This window comes from Citricoccus sp. NPDC055426 (genome assembly GCF_040677445.1).
GTDB lineage: Bacteria > Actinomycetota > Actinomycetes > Actinomycetales > Micrococcaceae > Citricoccus.
In genome coordinates, this window is record NZ_JBFARZ010000001.1 from 435610 (window position 1) to 451555 (window position 15946).

Here is a 15946-nt window from a genome sequence, read left to right on the forward strand (position 1 = left end):
ATGACCTCCACCTTCGGCTGGCTCGCCATCGACCCAGAGCAGCGGCGGCGCATGATGGAGGCCGTGGATCAGTTCCGGGATGAGACGACCCTGGACGATCTGGGGTTTGGCGCGATCCGGGATGCCTTTTCGAACACCCTGTTCCCCGGGGTCTCCTCCATCCAGACCCGGCTCCGGTACGTGTTGTTCATCCCGTGGCTGCTGCAGGAGGCCAGCCATCGGGACACCGTGGGACGCATGCAGTCGCAGTTCCGCGAGGCCGAACTCCGGCTCATCACCGCACTCCAGAGCGGCAAGGAGACCGTCGGCGTCATTGGGCGCGACGCCGGCCGCACGCTGCAGCGGCTCCCCAGCGAGATCTACTGGGGCGCGATCGGCCGGTGGGGCCTCGTTGAGTCCGGCTTCTCCGCCCGTCGATACTTCGAACGCGAACTGCTGCGCCGTGAGGAGCTCAAGGCCACACCTCGCGCCGACGATCCCGACGTGCCGATCCGGCTGACGCCCACCGGGCTCGACCCGCGCTTGCCACCCCCACCCGAGCATCTACTGCGGGAGACCACCTTCGCCCTCCGCCCCGAGGACGCCCGCTACCTGCGGGAGGCCATCACCCGCACCGCGGCCGGCTCCCTGCTCGCCCACCTCGCCACCCACCGGCCGGAGAGCTGGACGGACGAAACCACCCAGCCGGCCGGCGTCGGGGATACAGCCATCCGGCAGGGACTCCCATCCGAACTGGACGCCCTCGTGGACCGCGCCACGAGGTTCGCCCTCCACGCCCAGGGAGCGAATCTGCTCTACAACCTCCTGCTCGCCGAGGCCACGAACAAGCATGACCACCAGGGCACCTCCCTGATCGAGGTCTATACCCAGCGCCTCGGAGAATGGTTCACGGAGGTCCAGCATGTCGAACCCCTGCACGCCCAAGACCGGGAGCTGATCTGGCAGACGGTCATCCACAGCGGCCGGCGGCTATCCGCAACCACCAAGGACTTCGTCGGCACCTGGGCGGACGCCGTCGCGGATGCCGGCACCGCGGGCGACCTCACCGGAAACGATCAGCTCCGCCGCCTGATCGTTGTCCGCGAGCGGGAGAAGAAGGGCCCTCGCGCCCGGCTCACCCCGGGCAACCAGCTCGCCCTCGATGCCTGGGGCGGCGCCAGCGGCACAGGTCGCTTCGACTACCTGTGGGCCAACGCCCGCCGCCACCTCCAGGACCTCTACGACGCGGAGGATGCCTCCTGATGCTGCACCCGGAGACCACCGTCCTGCTCACCGACGCGCTGCGCCCGCCTGCTGGATATCACCTCGACCACGCCGTAGCCACCACGTACACGCTGAACCTCACGGCCCTGCTCATCGCGCCGATGACCTTCTCCCTCGGGGACGTGGACAGCGCCGACGCCCTCGCCTCCGGGGACCCCGTCCGGCTCCTGGACGCAGTGCAGCGCCACGTGGAGCACACCACCGTCTTCGTCCAGACCGCCGGCATCCACGTCCCCGCCAGCCACAGTCGCATCCATACCTTCCTCGAGGACAGCATTCACGAGGTGCTGCCGCCCAACGAGGGCCACCTCTTCCACCCCAAACTGTGGGCCGTGCGCTTCGCAGGCGAGGCCGGCGCCCTCCACCACCGCGTCATCGTCGCCAGCCGAAACCTCACCCTGGACAATTCCTGGGACACCGTCCTGGTCCTGGACGAGGACCCGGACGGGACCATCCCCGCGGCGCCCGCCGCCGATGCCGTCGCCGCCCTGCCCACCATGACACTGGACCCGCTCCCGGAGGCCCGGGCGGCCGCCGTCGCCGATGTGGCCCGTACCCTGCGGGCGGTCACGCTCGCCGCACCCGAACCGTTCACCGGCGGCAGCCTGCTCCCGCTGGGGCTGGGCGATGACCGGCCCTGGCCCTTCCCGGCGAACCCGGAGCGGGTGCTGGCCATCAGCCCCTTCGTGTCCGCCGAGACGTTGAAATCCATCCGCGGCACCAGCGCCGAGGCCACCCTCGTCTCCCGGGCCGAGGCCATGGACCTCCTCGGCCGCAACGCGCTCAAGGAATGGTCCACGAAGGTGCTGCACCGCGCCGCCGAGGAGGGCGACGACGATCAGTCCAGCCTGCGAGTTGTGGATGAGTTCACGGCCATCACGGATACCCCCGACGGCGCGGACGAGAGCGGCGCCGTCGCGGTGATCCGCCTGGACGGGCTGCACGCGAAGACGGTGGTCCTCGACCTGCCGGGCGGGCAGTCCATGGTGGTCACCGGCAGCGCCAACCTGACCGGCCAAGCGTGGAGCGGTGGGATGGAAATGAACGCGGTGCTCACCGGTCCCACCGCCACGTGCGGCGTCCACGCAGTGCTGGGCCAGGGCCGGGAGAGCCTCGGCCTGGACGCCATCCTGCAGCCCTACACGCCGCAGCACGAAGCCGGTGCCACCGATCCCGCGATCACCACCAGCTACCGCCTCGAGCAGTTCCACCGAGAGCTGGCGCGGCAACGGCCCGAGCTGGTGGTCACCGAGCTGGACGAGGACCGGGTGGAAGCTCGGCTGAGCCTGACCATGCCCGACGACGGCCCCGGCCAGACCCGCGTCTGGCTCACCACGGTGCCCGCTCAGGTCCGCGACCTGGCTCCCGAACAGAGCTGGGAGGTGGCCCCGGTCAACGTCACCCCGTACCTGGCCGTCGAGACCACGGCGGGCGAGGGCGAGGGGCGGGTGACCCGCCGCTGCATCCTGATGATGCGGCTGCGGGGCGATACCGTGGACCGCCGTGGGGCGGTGCTGGCCGCGCTCCTCTCCAACCAGTCCGCCGTTCTGCGGTACCTGGCCCTGCTGCTGGGCCTGGACCCGCTGCAGTCCGAGTCAGCACCGTTGGAGGATGTGATGACGGTGACCGAGCAACTGGAAACGGCTGGTGACGGGGGGACCGGGCCACAGCTGCCGCCGATCGTGCTCTTCGAACCGCTGGTCCGGGCTGCCGGACGGGACCCGCAGGCGATGGCGTCCGTGGCCCGGCAGGTGGCCGAACTGCGAGAGATGCCCGGGGCGGAGGACCTGGTCCCACCGGAGTTCCTGCAGATGTGGGACGTGGTGCTGCGGGTGGCACAGAAGCGGAGGCAACCATGACCGAACAGCGGCCTGACCTGGAGCGGATTCTGGGCGGTCTCAAGCCCTTTCAACGGGCGACGGTCGACCACGGCTTCCGCCGGTTGTGGCTGGACGAGGACCGGGTGGACCGGTTCCTCGTGGCCGACGAGGTTGGCCTGGGCAAGACCCTGGTGGCCAAGGGGATCGCCGCCCGCGCCATCGACCACCTCTGGGAAGAGGACCGCCCCATCACCGTCGTCTACATCTGCTCCAACGGGCAGATCGCCCGGCAGAACCTAGCCCGCCTGCGCGACCTCACCGGGGGAGAGCTCCAGGACAACGCCGACCGGCTGACCATGCTCCCGGCGACCATGGGTGTTGGACGGCAACAGCGGCTGCAGCTGATCGCCTTCACCCCGGGGACCTCCCTGAACCTCGGCCAATCGACAGGCAAGGCCGCCGAGCGGGCGCTGCTGCGCTGGATGCTGCTCCAGGTGCTCGGGGCGAAGGAGGTGGGATTGTCCTCCTGGTCCACCTATCTTGCGGCGACCTCGGGACGGGAGGGTTTCCGGCGGGCGGCCAACGACCCGGCGAACCGGCCGGACCTGGCGCCGGAGCTGGTGGAGGACTTCCGCCGATACCTGACCACGGCCCCCGGGCCGCTGGGGACGGGCGCCCGTCTGCTGGACGAGCTGCTCGAGGACCAGGAGGCCTGGGCGAACCAGCGCCACCGGCCGTGGAAGACCAGACAGCGGCGCAACCAGCTGATCGGGGCGCTGCGGATCGCCATGGCCACGGTGTCCGTGGACCGGCTGAACCCGGACCTGGTCATCATGGACGAGTTCCAGCGGTTCAAGGACCTCTTCCCCAACCTCGGCGAGACGGGAACCACCGGCCTTACGGATGCCCAACGACTGGCCCAACGGGTCATCACCACGGAACGGGCCAAGGTCCTGGTGCTCTCCGCGACGCCGTACAAGATGTACACCCTGCCGGATGAGCCCGACGGGGAGGACCACTACCGTGACTTCACGGACACCATCGCCTTCCTGACCGGTGCCGAGACAGCGCGGGACGTCACTCGTCGCCTCGGGCTGCTGCGCGAGGGCATCCTGCAGGGCACCGCCGAGGGTCAGGCCGCGGCCGAGGTGGCCCGGTCCCAGGCCGAGACCGTGCTCCGCAAGGTGATGTCCCGGACGGAGCGGCTCTCGGCCACCCCCGACCGGGACGGGATGCTCACCGAGCGGAGCCTCGGGCCGATGACGCTCGAGGAGGCCGACCTCGAGGGCTGGCTGGCGGTCGATGCGATCGGGCGCCAGGTCGGAGGGCAGGACCCCTTCGAGTACTGGCGGTCCGCGCCCTACTCGCCCAACCTCATGGACAAGCACGGCTACCAGCTCCAGGAACAGTTCCTCACCCAGGCGGAGAACAACGACGCCGGCCTGGCTGGGGTGCTGCGTGAGCACCGGGGCGCTTTGCTGGATTGGGAGACCATCCGTGAGTACGGGCCGATCGACCGGGTGAACGCCAAGATGCGCGTGCTGGTGGATGACCTGATGGAGCACGAGGCCTGGCGGCTGGCCTGGATGGCCCCATCCCTGCCGTACCTGGAACCGGGCGGGGCCTACGCCTCGTCTGCGGCGCAGAAGTTCACGAAGCGGCTGATCTTCTCGTCCTGGGCCGTGGTGCCCAAGACGGTGGCCGCCCTGGTCAGCTACGAGGCCGAGCGGCGCCTGCGCGCAGAGTCCGGGGCCGCCGTCGACTCCTCCCACCGCTATGGCGACCGACGGACCGCCGTGCCCCTGACCTTCAACTGGGACCACGAGAAGAACCTGCCCAGGAACCTGCCGAACCTGACCGTGCTGTATCCCAGCGTGACGCTCGCTCGCCTCGGTGACCCCCTGCTGCTGGCAGCCGAGCACGGCTGGGAGCTGCCGCTGGAGCGCGACCAGGTCCTGGCCGCCGTCGAGCAACGCATCGGAGAGCTGCTCGCGGGGCTGGACATCCACCCGCAGCCGGGGAAGGAGGGGGTGCGGCGCCGCTGGTACGGGGTGGTGCCGTACCTGCTCGACGCGGCGTATGCCGCCGACGGGAGCGAGAACGGGCGGCTGCGGCAGTGGCTCAAGGACGAGCGCGGTGAGGGGTCACTCCTGGTCGATCACATGAGGTGGGCGAGCCGGCCGGACGGACCGGACGTGGCTGAGATGGGGGAGCCGCCGGAGGACCTGGCGCGCGTGCTGGCACAGATGGCCCTCGGCGGCCCGGGTGTCTGTGCGCTCCGGGCGCTGGCCCGGGCGGAAGGCGGCACGCGATTCGTGGCCGACCCCGAGCTGCGGAAGGCGGCGGTCATCGCCTCCAAGGGGATGCGGTCGCTGTTCAACAAACCCGAGATCGTCTCGGCCGTGCGTGGTGCCGTGGGCGGTACTGCTGACGCTTCGGACGGGGAAGGCGCGGACATCGACTCGTACTGGAATCAGGTGCTGCGGTATTGCGTGGACGGGAACCTGCAGTCGGTGCTCGACGAGTACGTGCACACGCTCGTGGAGTCCGAGGGGCTGAACGGCGCCGGTGTGCCGCGGGGCCAGCGGGCGGAGGCGTTGGCGGACCGTCTGGCGGCGACGGCCTCCATCCGGTCCGCGCTGAACACGGTGCAGGACGTGCGCGAGGCCGGTGGACAGATCACGATGGAGGAACGGCACCTGAACTCCCACGTTGCCGCCCGCTTTGGACGGGTGCAGTCTTCTGAGGCAGCCGTGGAGCGAGAAGCCACTGTGCGTGAGGGCTACACGTCGCCGTTCTGGCCGTTCGTCATGGCCAGCACATCGGTGGGGCAGGAGGGGCTGGACTTCCACACCTACAGCCACGCGGTGGTGCACTGGAACCTGCCGAGCAACCCCGTGGACCTGGAACAGCGTGAAGGCCGCGTGCACCGGTACAAGGGCCACGCGGTGCGCAAGAACGTGGCGGCGGTCTACGGGGAGCGCGCCGTGACGGCGCATGGCGGAGACCCATGGGCCGCGCTCTTCGCGGCAGCTGAGGCGGACCGTGACGAAGGTGACTCCCTGATCAATCCGTACTGGGTGTTCCCCGTCCAGGGCGGGGCGATGATCGAGCGCTACGTCCCCGCGATGCCGCTGAGCCGGGAGGCGAAGCAGTACACGCAGCTGCGCAAGACCCTGGGCGCCTACCGGTTCGTGATGGGCCAGCCGCGGCAGGAGGACTTGATCCGGTACCTGGGCGATGGGGCCGAGAAGCTGCGGATCGATCTGAGCCCGCCGCAGGCCAACTTGGCGCGCCACCCCGAACAACCGTGAGAATATTCATCCATGGCATCGTCAAAGGTGGTTTCAAGGGTCCTCAACGGAGACCGACTCGAGTGTGTGGTCACTCCGCCGAAGGGGGAGCCCCTTATTATGGCTGGAGCGGCGACCGACCCGATTCCTCAGTTTGAGAAGACCGGACTCGGAACCCATGGGTTTCTGGTGGACCATGCTTGGGCTTACGCACTGTCGAGATACCAGGCCGTCGACTTGCCGGACCGGGAGCAGCAGAAAAACGCTGAAAAGCGTGCCGAGGAAGCGAGGAGGGTCACCGAGTGGGTTGCCGACTTGGCGGCCGATCTGTCGGACGAACAGAAGCTCGGATGGTGTTCTGCCTGCATCGAACAACACGGACACCGCAAAGTGAGACGTTCTGTGGGCCAATTGCCGGCGTACCTCTGCAATGGATGTGGGACGCCGACGTGGTCCTGCTCCGGAATCGGGTGCAAGAATATGGCGGTGCGCGATCGGGCTGCTCTGAAAATGCAGCCCTACTGTGCCGAGCATCGACATGACATCCCTGGTTTCGCCAAGGCGGACGGCAAGCTGGCCGCGCTCAACGAGTATGCGGAGTTCCTCACTTACGACAAGCCCAATCTGGCCCGTACTGCGAAGGCCGTGGGATTGGCTGGAGCAGGTGTGGCCTTGGCGACGCCACTCGCATATTACGGGGCTTCCGTCATCGGTGGAGCTGTTGGAGCAGCAGTCGGCGGCTTCTCGGGCGCGGCTGCCAGCAGCTTCGGTCTGGCACTACTGGGTGGGGGCTCCCTGGCTGCTGGAGGTTTAGGAATGGTCGGTGGCACCTACGTGGTCGCTGGACTGGGAGCCGCCCTCGGTGGAAGCTTGGGGGCATCGATCATGAACGCCTACGTGCGACAGGACAAGTCCTTTCACATCGAAATGCTCAAAGGCGGCACCGGCATTCCCGTGGTGGTGTGCAACGGCTTCCTCAGTGAGAGTGGGAAGGGCTGGGGCGAGTGGAAGGACATCGTCACCCGTCGGTATCCGGACTCACCCGTCTATCGCGTCCATTGGGGCGCCAGAGAACTCAGACACTTGGCGCTTCTCGGCGGTGGTGGGGCTGCAGGCTACCTCGGGATGGCGGCCGTCAAGAATGTCGCTGTCAAGGCGGCCAAATCAGCTGCGTTGAAGGTCAACGCTGTCGCGCCCGCTCTGGTCGCTGCGGACCTAGCCAAGAACCCCTGGCACGTCGCCAAGAATCGTGCAGATAAGACTGGTGTCGTTCTCGCCGACCTCTTGGCGCGAACTGACGAAGACTCGTATGTACTGATCGGACACAGCCTTGGCGCGCGAGCAATGGTGGTCGCGGCCCAGACTCTAGGCACCAAACCTGGGGCGCCGCGGGTTCACGCAGCGCACTTGCTGGGGCCGGCCATCGGTGCCAAGAGTGACTGGAACTCGCTGACGGCGACAGTCGATGACGCGGTGTACAACTATCACTCCAAGAACGACCCCATCCTTAAACTCGTCTACCCAGCCGCGCAAGGCGGTCAAATCCCTGCCGGATTCAGCGGATTCGTGCCAGTGGTGGACCGATTGAAGAACATCGATGTCTCTGGACTCGTCAAATCTCACCACGGCTATCACTCCCACGTTCGTCTGGAAGACGCGTCACTCTGATGTATCGAAGCCTCCTCGACCCAGTGGAAGCGGTAGGCGGGTCCGGTCGTGCGCGGTAAACGCGGAGCCAGAAATCTCACTGGGGATGCGGGAAAAGCTCGGGCAGATGGCGGTCGTGAATGGCGAGGCCGCCGGGTGGAAGACACCTACGGCGACGGTGATGAGTGGCGAGAGCGTCAGCAACTGGAATGGACATACCTACCAAAACGACGACGCAAGGCTTCGAAGTCGCAGGATGAGACGGTGCCGCTCCGCAGGCAGCGGCCGAAGCCGCGACGAACCACGGCTTGCCCGACTTGCGGCGTGATCTTGCCGGCCATCGGAAAATGCGATTCCTGTTCTGGCTGACACCTGTGCCTAACCTCGGAACTGCGCTAGTTACGACCCATTATTTCTGATCAAGCGGAAGATGCGTTCCTCGACGTCAGCAGGAGCCAATCCGTATGGCATGCCCCAACGCTGGAGGGTTTCAATGTATCGCTCGTATTCGGCAGTGCGAGCGGGTTTCAAGTGTATTGAAGCCTTGGATCTCAGCCAGCGGATAATCAGCTGGTCCAAGTGCTAGCGGACATGCCCATCTCCTTGTAGACGGACAAGGACTTCCCTGCTGACGGACAACTGATCTCCCTGTCCGTGGCCACCGGGCCGGTCGTGTCGGTCCACCCAAAGACATCCCTCCGGGGTTTGCTCAAGGTCTCTGACCACCACGAGCCGATTCCACCGGAGGGACGCACGAAGACGTCTGACAGGGAGATCATGGAAATTCTTGAGGCCTACGACGCCACGGGCAGCGCGCACTCGGCCGCACAGCTGGCGAGGGTGGATCCGAAGACCATCCGCCGGTACGTTGCAGCCCGGGACGCTGGACGGCCGGTGACTGGGTCGGGGCGGCGTCCGCGGATGATCGACCAGTTCCTGCCGAAGATCGAGGAATGGGTCGAGCGCTCCAAGGGCAAGGCCCGCGCCGACGTCATCCACGGCCGGCTCGTCGGTTTGGGCTTCACCGGCGTCGAGCGGACCACCCGCAGGGCGGTGGCCGAGGTGAAGGCTGCGTGGCGGGCCGGAAACCTGCGCACCTACCGGCCGTGGATCACGGAGCCAGGGGTCTGGCTTCAGTTCGACTGGGGCGAGGGCCCGCGCGTGCCTGGCCCGGACGGGGCCCTGCGGCGGACGTGGCTGTTCTGCGCCTGGCTGGCCTGGTCCAGGTACCGGGTGGTGATCCCGGTGTGGGACCAGACCCTGCCGAGCCTGATCGCGTGCCTGGATGCGACCCTGCGCCAGATCGGTGGAGCCCCGAGCTACGTGCTGACCGACAACCCGAAGACCGTGACCGTGGACCACGTGGCCGGGGTGCCGGTGCGCCACCCACAGGTCGTCGAGGTCGCCCGGCACTACGGCACCCAGGTCCATACCTGTGTCCCGTATGATCCGGAGTCGAAGGGCGGCACGGAGGCCACGGTCAAGATCGCCAAGGCCGACCTGGTGCCCACCGAGGCCAACCTGCGCGCCCAGTACGCCTGTTTCGCCGAGCTCGAGGCCGCCTGTGATGCGTTCACGGCCAAGGTCAACGCGCGCCGGCACCGCGAGTCCGCCAGGGTGCCGGCGGATGCCCTGGTCGAGGAGCGGGCCCGGCTGCACGTGCTGCCGGCCGCCCCGCACACCATGGCGCTCGGGACGACCCGGGTCGTCAACAACGACCAAACCATCCGGTTCGGCTCGGTGCGGTACTCCACCCCGCCGGGACTGGTCGGGGCCGAGGTCTGGGTGCGGGCGGCCGGTTCCGAGCTGGTGGTCGTCGCTGATCTCGACGCCCTGCCGGTGACCCCATCGTGGGCCGGGGGACGTCGTGGGCTGGTGGAGGTCGCCCGCCACCGGTTGGCGACTCCGGGCAACCCGAGGATCGATCTGGCCCATTATCCGGACCACCCGCAGGACCCCGAGGGGGCACCCCAGCCGCCGCGGCCCCGCCCCCGCAGCGCCGCGGAGCAGGAGTTCCTGGACCTCGGCGCCGGTGCCCACTCCTGGCTGGTGGAGGCCTCGGCCGTCGGGACGGCCAGGATCCGGGCGAAGATGACCGCCGCAGTGCAACTGGCCGCCCTGGTCGGCGCCGAGAAGGTCGACGCCGCCCTCGGGGTCGCCGCGACAGCTGGCCGGTTCGACGAGGCCGACCTCGCCTCGATCGTGGACCACCAGGCCACCGGAGCCAGCCCGGCCGAGCTCGTCGTCGCCGACGAAGCCCATTCTGCCCAGCCCGGTACCAGCACCTGGGCCGGATTCACCACGACCAGCAAGGAACCCACCGCGTGAGATCAACCATCACAACGCCCACTGCCTCCTCAGTGATGCCGGCGCCGCCGTTGCCCGAAGACCTCACCGAGGTCCTCAAGCGGGTGCGGATGCCCCACCTGCGGGCCGTGGCCCCCGAGGTGCTGGCCACGGCCAAGGCCCAACGGTGGGACCCCACCGAGGTGCTCCGCGTACTGCTGGCCGAGGAGATCCGGGGACGGGACGAGGCCACCAAAGCCGCCCGTCGCAAGGCCGCCGGGCTGCCGGCCGGCAAGACCTTCGACTCCTGGCACGAGGCCGATTCCTCGATCCCGGCTCCAACCCAGTCGGCCCTGGCCGCCTTGGAATGGGTTCACCGCGGGGAGAACCTGGCCGTCACCGGTCCCTCCGGCACGGGCAAGACCCATTTCGTGGAGGCCTTGGCTCACCGGGTCATCGATGCCGGGATGCGGGTCTCGTGGTTCACCCTGGAATCCCTCACCACCGCGATCGGCCGGGCCGCCGTCGACGGGTCGACGAGCAAGGTTCTGGCCAGGATCACCCGCGCCGAACTCGTCGTCGTTGATGACATCGGCATGCTCCCCACCGGGCAGGCCGCTGCTGAGGCGTTCTACTGACTCGTGGACGCCACCTACGAACGCCGCAGCCTGGCAGTGACCAGCAATATCCACCCGTCTGGCTTTGATTCGTTCATGCCGACCACCCTGGCCACCGCGGCCGTGGACCGGCTGCTGCATCACGCTCACGTCATCGTCACCGAGGGCGCCTCGCTACGTCATGCCGAGGCAACCGCCGGACGCGGGGTCAAACCCCTGACCTGATCGGCAGGGAGGTCAGTTGTCCGCAGACAGGGAGATAACGTGTCCGCCGGCAGGGAGATCAGAAGTCCGCCCACAGGGAAGTCCCGGTGTCCCTTGACACCAAGACTGGTGCAGTTCCCTGTGAGTTTCTTCCGTCTTGTGTGGTGACGAAATAGAGCCATTTAGTGAAGAAGGCGGGCCCTAGTCCAGGGAGCTTCCCAGGACGATTGATGAGGTACCGGTAACCCGATCCGGCACCGGATTCCTGAGCGAGGCGAGCAGCGTGCGCGAGGCGACCGACATTCTCGGGAGAGAGCGGGGCGCCCTGGTGTTCTCTAGACCCAGTCAAGACGTAAGCCGTGCGTTATGGACCGTTGCCAGCTTGTCCGTAACCCCAGATCATGGCCGCAACAAACGCGCCGGCTGGAAACTCCCGCAAGGAACTCTTGGCGATCTCGGCTGTGGTCAGGCGGTCCAACGATTCGGGCAGCTCTGACAAAAAGTCCGACATGCCGTCGATGTGACCGAGCCACTTTATCCAGGACTGTCGCGAGAAGGAGAAGGCCTGTTGTGGAGGGAAGCCCTTCTCCCCGAGAACGGCGAGGAGAGGGTGAGCTCGGCGGGTGCCGCTTTGACGTGCCGGAACCCATGGCCGTGGAGCTGGAGCAGCCGCACGTCCCGCTGGATGATCCGGGGGGAGAGAGCCAGGGCTTCGATCTGGTCCAACAGGATGGCGCCTCCCCGTAACGGGATCTCGCGCAGGATGGTCTCGTTGAGGGCGGCGTCCACCGTTTCGGCTGCATAGAGGGTCGGTACCGGCGGATCGCCGAAGAAGGAGAAGCGGGCACTGGGGCGGGCCGGTGCGGACCCCGGGTGGAAGGTCGCTGCAGAGTAGACCGTGCTGTGCACGCGGTACAGCGTGGACCCGGCCGGCAGGGTCTCGATCAACGGATCGACAGAGTCCCCGTCGGGCGTGAGCATCACCAGTCGACACCAAACGAACTGCGGAAGGCGTCCAGGATCTGCTCGGGTTCATCGAGGTGGTCGACGGGTCGGTCCGCGGCCTCAGAGCCGAGACCGTCCCACCACGTGCTCGGCGTCGCCAACCACAACAACACCGAGGGTTCACGGACCTGAAGATGCTCCGCCTCCAAGGCCAGTTGCTCGATAACCGGGCGGGGGCCGGACTCATCCAGCTGGAACGCAGGGAAGGAGTAGTGCCCGCCCCGGCGGACGGCCAACAGCTGGCCTGCCTTGCGCCGGTCCGAGGCATAGGACCGTCCTGACTTGCCCACCGCGTGCGCCACCTCGGCGGAGCTGGGCAGGCCAAACTCGCGGTCGATGTCCCGCCAGGCGTTCTCGGTGGCCTGCCCACGATCAGCGGCCTCTCGCGTCACCTGGGTCGGCAACGTCGCCAGCGTGTCGCCGAGGACGCGCTTCGCCTGACGGATCAGCAACACCTGGTGGACGACCTCAGCATCGCCTTGGGCCTCGATCAGCGGACTGCTGCCGGGATCTTCATTGGCTGCGGCCGACATGAACTCCTCGTTCCATCGGTTCTTACGCTAAACCATATCGTCGGATTCGTCGCTTGGGGAGGCACCACGGGCGAGGAGGACGCCCTATAGCCAAGAAAATTGAACGTGACAGCTTCATTTCTTCGGTCTGTGCCCGTCACCCTCGAGCGTGGACGGCCGAGCGCGGGTGGGAGACTGGAATCTGTCCGCCTGCGCCCGGGGCAGCGCGCGACGTCCTGATCCGAAAGAAGGTTCCGTGCGATTCTTCCCTCTCCCAGACCGGTCGGACACCCCGTCCACACGCCGGACCCTGGGGACGGTGCCCATCCTGCTGGCGTTCATCGCCGTCCTGTTCGCGTCCATCAACCTGCGGGCCGGGATCGCCTCGCTGGGCCCCGTGCTCGGCGAGGTCCTGGGTGCCTTCGGTGCCGCCGGCTGGATGGCGGGGGTCATCACGGCCATCCCGGGGTTGTTCTTCGCCCTGATGGGCCTCGCTGCGGTCCCCGTGGCGCGACGGCTGGGACTGAGCGGGGCGCTGACGGCCGGCATGGTCCTCACCCTCATCGGCCTGGCGGCACGCCCCTGGGTGGGGCAGTTCTGGGTGTTCATCATCCTCACCGCGTTGGTGGTTGCGGGGATCGCGCTGGCCAACGTCCTCCTGCCTGCCTGGATCAAGAACCACGGCCGGCACCGCACCGTGGCTCTGATGACCGTCTACACCTCCTTCCTCGGTGTCTCGGGCGCGATCGGACCCTTGAGCGCATTGCCCTTCCACGGAGTCGACGCCTGGCAGTGGGCGCTGTTCGTCTGGGCCTCCATCGCCGCCGTACAGGTAGTCGTCTGGATGCTCGTGACAGCACGCACCGGCGTCGACTTCCCGTCGGTCGGCGTGGCGGCGGACGCGCCCGGCGGCCCGGATGAACCCATCGGCGGCGGAGCGCCCAGCGGTTCGGGCGTTTCACTGTGGCGGGCGCCGACGGCCGTGTTCCTCATGGCGTTCTTCGGTCTGCAGTCCATGAACGCCTACGTCCAGATGGGGTGGCTGCCGAAGATCTACATCGACAGCGGGGCATCGGCCTCGGTCGGTGCGGTGGCCCTGGCCCTGATCGGGGGGCTGAACATCATCGGTGGCCTGGTCATGCCGTTCCTCATCAACCGCTTGCGCAACCTGACCCTGTTCCCCGTGCTGTTCTCCGCGCTGGCCGCTGCGGGTTACCTGGGGCTATACCTCGCTCCGCAGACGATGCCGTTGCTGTGGGCCGTGCTGCTCGGGCTCGGAGGGTTCTGCTTCCCCACGGCACTGGCCCTGATCACTGCCCGGAGTCGGACCGCGCTGGTCACCGCCCGGTTGTCCGGGTTCGTCCAGCCGTTCGGCTACTTCGTGGCGGCGGCGGGCCCGCTGTTCGTCGGCATCCTCTACGACCTCAGCGGCCAGTGGTCCCTCATCCTGTTGCTGCTGGTTGCCGGAACAGTGCTCATGGCCATCACCGGTTTCCGGGCGAGCCGTCCGGGATACATCGACGACGAACTCCACCCCGCGCGCTGAGCAGGTGATGAGACGTGGCCCAGGAGATCGCCGGGCTGCCCCGCTGGGCCGTGAGCCTCTCGCGTCACCGGTCGGCCAGCGCGACCCCGAGCGCCTCGGCGAATCGATCCACGTCGGCACTCGTGTTGTAGAAGTGCGGGGAGACGCGGATGGTGTCCATCTTCTCCACCACGTGGACGCCGCCGCGCAGCAACTCGGCCGTGATGGCGGTGGGATCCTCGACGGTGAAACTGACGATCCCGGCCTGCGCATCCGCCGGGGTGATCGGTTCGATCCCGAGCGCGCGGACCGCATCCGCCGCCCGCCGCGTCAGGTCCTCCACACGGCCATGGATCACGGGCCATCCCACTCCGCCGAGGAACTCCAGCGTGGCGTCCAGGACGTACAGGCCTGGATAGTTCGGATCGGCGTAGCCGAAGTCGGTGCTCGGGGGCCTGTTCCGATAGCCGCGGTAGGCCGGGGTGAGCATCTCCCGTGCCCGCTCCCGGAACACCCCGATCCCGGTGCCGAAGCTGGACAGCAGCCATTTGAACACCCCGGCGGCATAGACGTCCACGTGGGTGAGGCCGACGGGGATCGCCCCCAGCGCCTGGATGCCGTCCACCACGAGCAGGGCGTCGACCTCGCGGCACGCCCGTCCCAACCGGTCGAGATCGAGCCGGGTGCCCGTCACCGTGTTCACGTGCGAGACCGCGACCACCCGGGTCCGCGTCGTGATCGCCGCCAGGAGCCGGTCCTCGCGCTGGGACTCCGCCCCCGGGTCGACCCGGACGACGCGGCCGCCGGTCGCCTCCGCCCGCACCCACGGCCACGCCACGGAGGGGAACTCGTCGGCGGCGACGACGACTTCGTCGTCGGCGCGCCAGTCGACGCTGAGGGCGGCGAGGTTGATCACCTCCGTGGTGTTGCGGAAGAAGTTCGCATCCTCCACGGGGACCCCGAGGAGTCTCGCCACGCGCTCCCGGGCCCGGGCACCCAGGTCCATCCACAGGCGCTGGCCGTCCGCGCCCCTGCTGGCGACGTCGTCGTAGTAGGCGGCCGCCGCGGCCGACTGCCCCCGCCAGGCCAACCCGGCCCCCGCGGAGTTGAGGTAGGCGCGATCGGCCAGATAGGGGAAGTCCGCGCGGATTCCGGCCAGCCGGCCGTCGTCGAGCCCCGTCATCCCCGCGCTCAGCGTTCGGAGGGGATGCGCGCGACCGCCTGCACCTCGACCCTGGCGCCGGGCACCAGCAGATCGGCCACGATGACCGTGGCGCTCGCGGTGCGTGCCTCTCCGAAGAACTCGCGCTTGGCGCCGTCGACCGCACGAGCGTCGGCGGCGTCGGTGAGGTAGGTCGTCACAGACAGGACATCCTGGGCGCGCGCCCCGGCGGCCTCCAGTATGTTGCCGATGTTCAGGTAGACCTGGCGGGCCTGGGCGTCGATGTCGTCACCCCCGACCACCTCATGGTTCATGCCGGTCGGGCCGCACCCCGACAAGTAGAGCAGTTCCCCGAACTGCACCGCGTCGGTGTAGTGACCGAGCGGCTCATGGACCTTCTCGGCGCGAATCTCTCGTCTCATGTCCCTCTCCTTCAGTGGTTCGTGGTCAGGTGTCACCCGTGACGGCGACCGTGATCGCTACGCCCCTCGCCGGAGGTCGGCTGGAGGCGGATTTCCCCACGCTAGTCAGGTCCAGGACGCGTCCACATTCCGATTCCATGGGGCGGAAAAGGACCGATGGTCTTCCGAGAGTCACGGGATATTTCCGTCC

12 protein-coding genes and 2 pseudogenes are annotated in these 15946 nt (G+C 68.0%); 7 read left to right on the plus strand and 7 right to left on the minus strand.

Annotation, left to right across the window (positions count from 1 at the left end; genetic code table 11):
* Genes AB0K08_RS02020 through AB0K08_RS02035 form a run of 4 tightly spaced genes read left to right on the plus strand, consistent with a single transcriptional unit; the run spans position 1 to position 8044 of the window.
* Positions 1 to 1242, plus strand: a complete 1242-nt coding sequence (locus tag AB0K08_RS02020; protein WP_363351137.1) for a DUF6361 family protein — start codon at positions 1 to 3, stop codon at positions 1240 to 1242.
* The gene (locus tag AB0K08_RS02025) at positions 1242 to 3122 is read left to right on the plus strand and encodes a hypothetical protein (protein ID WP_363351139.1); all 1881 of its coding nucleotides are present in this window, start codon (positions 1242 to 1244) and stop codon (positions 3120 to 3122) included. Before AB0K08_RS02020 ends, AB0K08_RS02025 begins: the two co-directional genes overlap by 1 nt.
* The gene (locus AB0K08_RS02030; RefSeq protein ID WP_363351141.1) at positions 3119 to 6397 is read left to right on the plus strand and encodes a DEAD/DEAH box helicase; all 3279 of its coding nucleotides are present in this window, start codon (positions 3119 to 3121) and stop codon (positions 6395 to 6397) included. The genes AB0K08_RS02025 and AB0K08_RS02030 overlap by 4 nt, the downstream gene beginning before the upstream one ends.
* Positions 6398 to 6409: 12 nt before the next feature.
* Positions 6410 to 8044, plus strand: coding sequence for a DUF726 domain-containing protein (locus tag AB0K08_RS02035; RefSeq protein ID WP_363351143.1), 1635 nt, complete (start codon positions 6410 to 6412; stop codon positions 8042 to 8044).
* A 176-nt stretch (positions 8045 to 8220) separates the two neighbouring features.
* On the opposite strand, the gene AB0K08_RS02040 is transcribed toward AB0K08_RS02035, so the two are convergent.
* On the minus strand, positions 8221 to 8364 hold the full coding sequence (locus AB0K08_RS02040; protein WP_363351145.1) for a hypothetical protein: 144 nt from the start codon (positions 8362 to 8364) through the stop codon (positions 8221 to 8223).
* Between the two features lie 58 nt (positions 8365 to 8422).
* Positions 8423 to 8602, minus strand: coding sequence for a hypothetical protein (locus AB0K08_RS02045; protein ID WP_363351147.1), 180 nt, complete (start codon positions 8600 to 8602; stop codon positions 8423 to 8425).
* A gap of 198 nt (positions 8603 to 8800) precedes the next feature.
* Here AB0K08_RS02045 and istA point away from each other — a divergent pair, with 198 nt between their 5' ends.
* Entirely contained in the window at positions 8801 to 10351 is a 1551-nt protein-coding gene (gene istA, locus AB0K08_RS02050; RefSeq protein WP_363351149.1) for an IS21 family transposase, read from the plus strand.
* 35 nt (positions 10352 to 10386) lie between these two features.
* Positions 10387 to 11151 (plus strand): annotated as a pseudogene (gene istB, locus AB0K08_RS02055) (IS21-like element helper ATPase IstB).
* Positions 11152 to 11209: 58 nt separating this feature from the next.
* Here the strand turns inward: istB and AB0K08_RS02060 are convergent.
* From AB0K08_RS02060 to AB0K08_RS02070, 3 genes and pseudogenes are all read right to left on the minus strand, one after another.
* Positions 11210 to 11668: pseudogene (locus AB0K08_RS02060) on the minus strand (hypothetical protein).
* Complete coding sequence (locus AB0K08_RS02065) at positions 11665 to 12111, minus strand: RES family NAD+ phosphorylase (protein WP_363351844.1); 447 nt, start codon at positions 12109 to 12111, stop codon at positions 11665 to 11667. Before AB0K08_RS02065 ends, AB0K08_RS02060 begins: the two are co-directional and overlap by 4 nt.
* Positions 12111 to 12668, minus strand: coding sequence for a hypothetical protein (locus AB0K08_RS02070; RefSeq protein WP_363351151.1), 558 nt, complete (start codon positions 12666 to 12668; stop codon positions 12111 to 12113). Before AB0K08_RS02070 ends, AB0K08_RS02065 begins: the two co-directional genes overlap by 1 nt.
* A gap of 298 nt (positions 12669 to 12966) precedes the next feature.
* On the opposite strand from AB0K08_RS02070, the gene AB0K08_RS02075 reads away from it, so the two are divergent.
* Positions 12967 to 14193: an MFS transporter gene (locus tag AB0K08_RS02075; RefSeq protein ID WP_363351153.1), complete on the plus strand. Its 1227-nt coding sequence runs from the start codon at positions 12967 to 12969 to the stop codon at positions 14191 to 14193.
* 64 nt (positions 14194 to 14257) lie between these two features.
* On the opposite strand, the gene AB0K08_RS02080 is transcribed toward AB0K08_RS02075, so the two are convergent.
* Complete coding sequence (locus AB0K08_RS02080) at positions 14258 to 15355, minus strand: aminotransferase class V-fold PLP-dependent enzyme (protein ID WP_363351155.1); 1098 nt, start codon at positions 15353 to 15355, stop codon at positions 14258 to 14260.
* Between the two features lie 8 nt (positions 15356 to 15363).
* Entirely contained in the window at positions 15364 to 15756 is a 393-nt protein-coding gene (locus tag AB0K08_RS02085; protein WP_363351157.1) for a RidA family protein, read from the minus strand.
* Between the last annotated feature and the right edge of the window lie 190 nt (positions 15757 to 15946).

Excerpts from the sequence above, each read along its gene's own strand:
- AB0K08_RS02020 (WP_363351137.1), top strand. The coding sequence starts at position 1 with ATGACCTCCACCTTCGGCTGGCTCGCCATCGACCCAGAGCAGCGGCGG.
- AB0K08_RS02025 (WP_363351139.1), top strand. The coding sequence starts at position 1,242 with ATGCTGCACCCGGAGACCACCGTCCTGCTCACCGACGCGCTGCGCCCG.
- AB0K08_RS02030 (WP_363351141.1), top strand. The coding sequence starts at position 3,119 with ATGACCGAACAGCGGCCTGACCTGGAGCGGATTCTGGGCGGTCTCAAG.
- AB0K08_RS02035 (WP_363351143.1), top strand. The coding sequence starts at position 6,410 with ATGGCATCGTCAAAGGTGGTTTCAAGGGTCCTCAACGGAGACCGACTC.
- AB0K08_RS02040 (WP_363351145.1), bottom strand. The coding sequence starts at position 8,364 with ATGGCCGGCAAGATCACGCCGCAAGTCGGGCAAGCCGTGGTTCGTCGC.
- istA (WP_363351149.1), top strand. The coding sequence starts at position 8,801 with ATGGAAATTCTTGAGGCCTACGACGCCACGGGCAGCGCGCACTCGGCC.
- AB0K08_RS02065 (WP_363351844.1), bottom strand. The coding sequence starts at position 12,111 with ATGCTCACGCCCGACGGGGACTCTGTCGATCCGTTGATCGAGACCCTG.
- AB0K08_RS02070 (WP_363351151.1), bottom strand. The coding sequence starts at position 12,668 with ATGTCGGCCGCAGCCAATGAAGATCCCGGCAGCAGTCCGCTGATCGAG.
- AB0K08_RS02080 (WP_363351155.1), bottom strand. The coding sequence starts at position 15,355 with ATGACGGGGCTCGACGACGGCCGGCTGGCCGGAATCCGCGCGGACTTC.
- AB0K08_RS02085 (WP_363351157.1), bottom strand. The coding sequence starts at position 15,756 with ATGAGACGAGAGATTCGCGCCGAGAAGGTCCATGAGCCGCTCGGTCAC.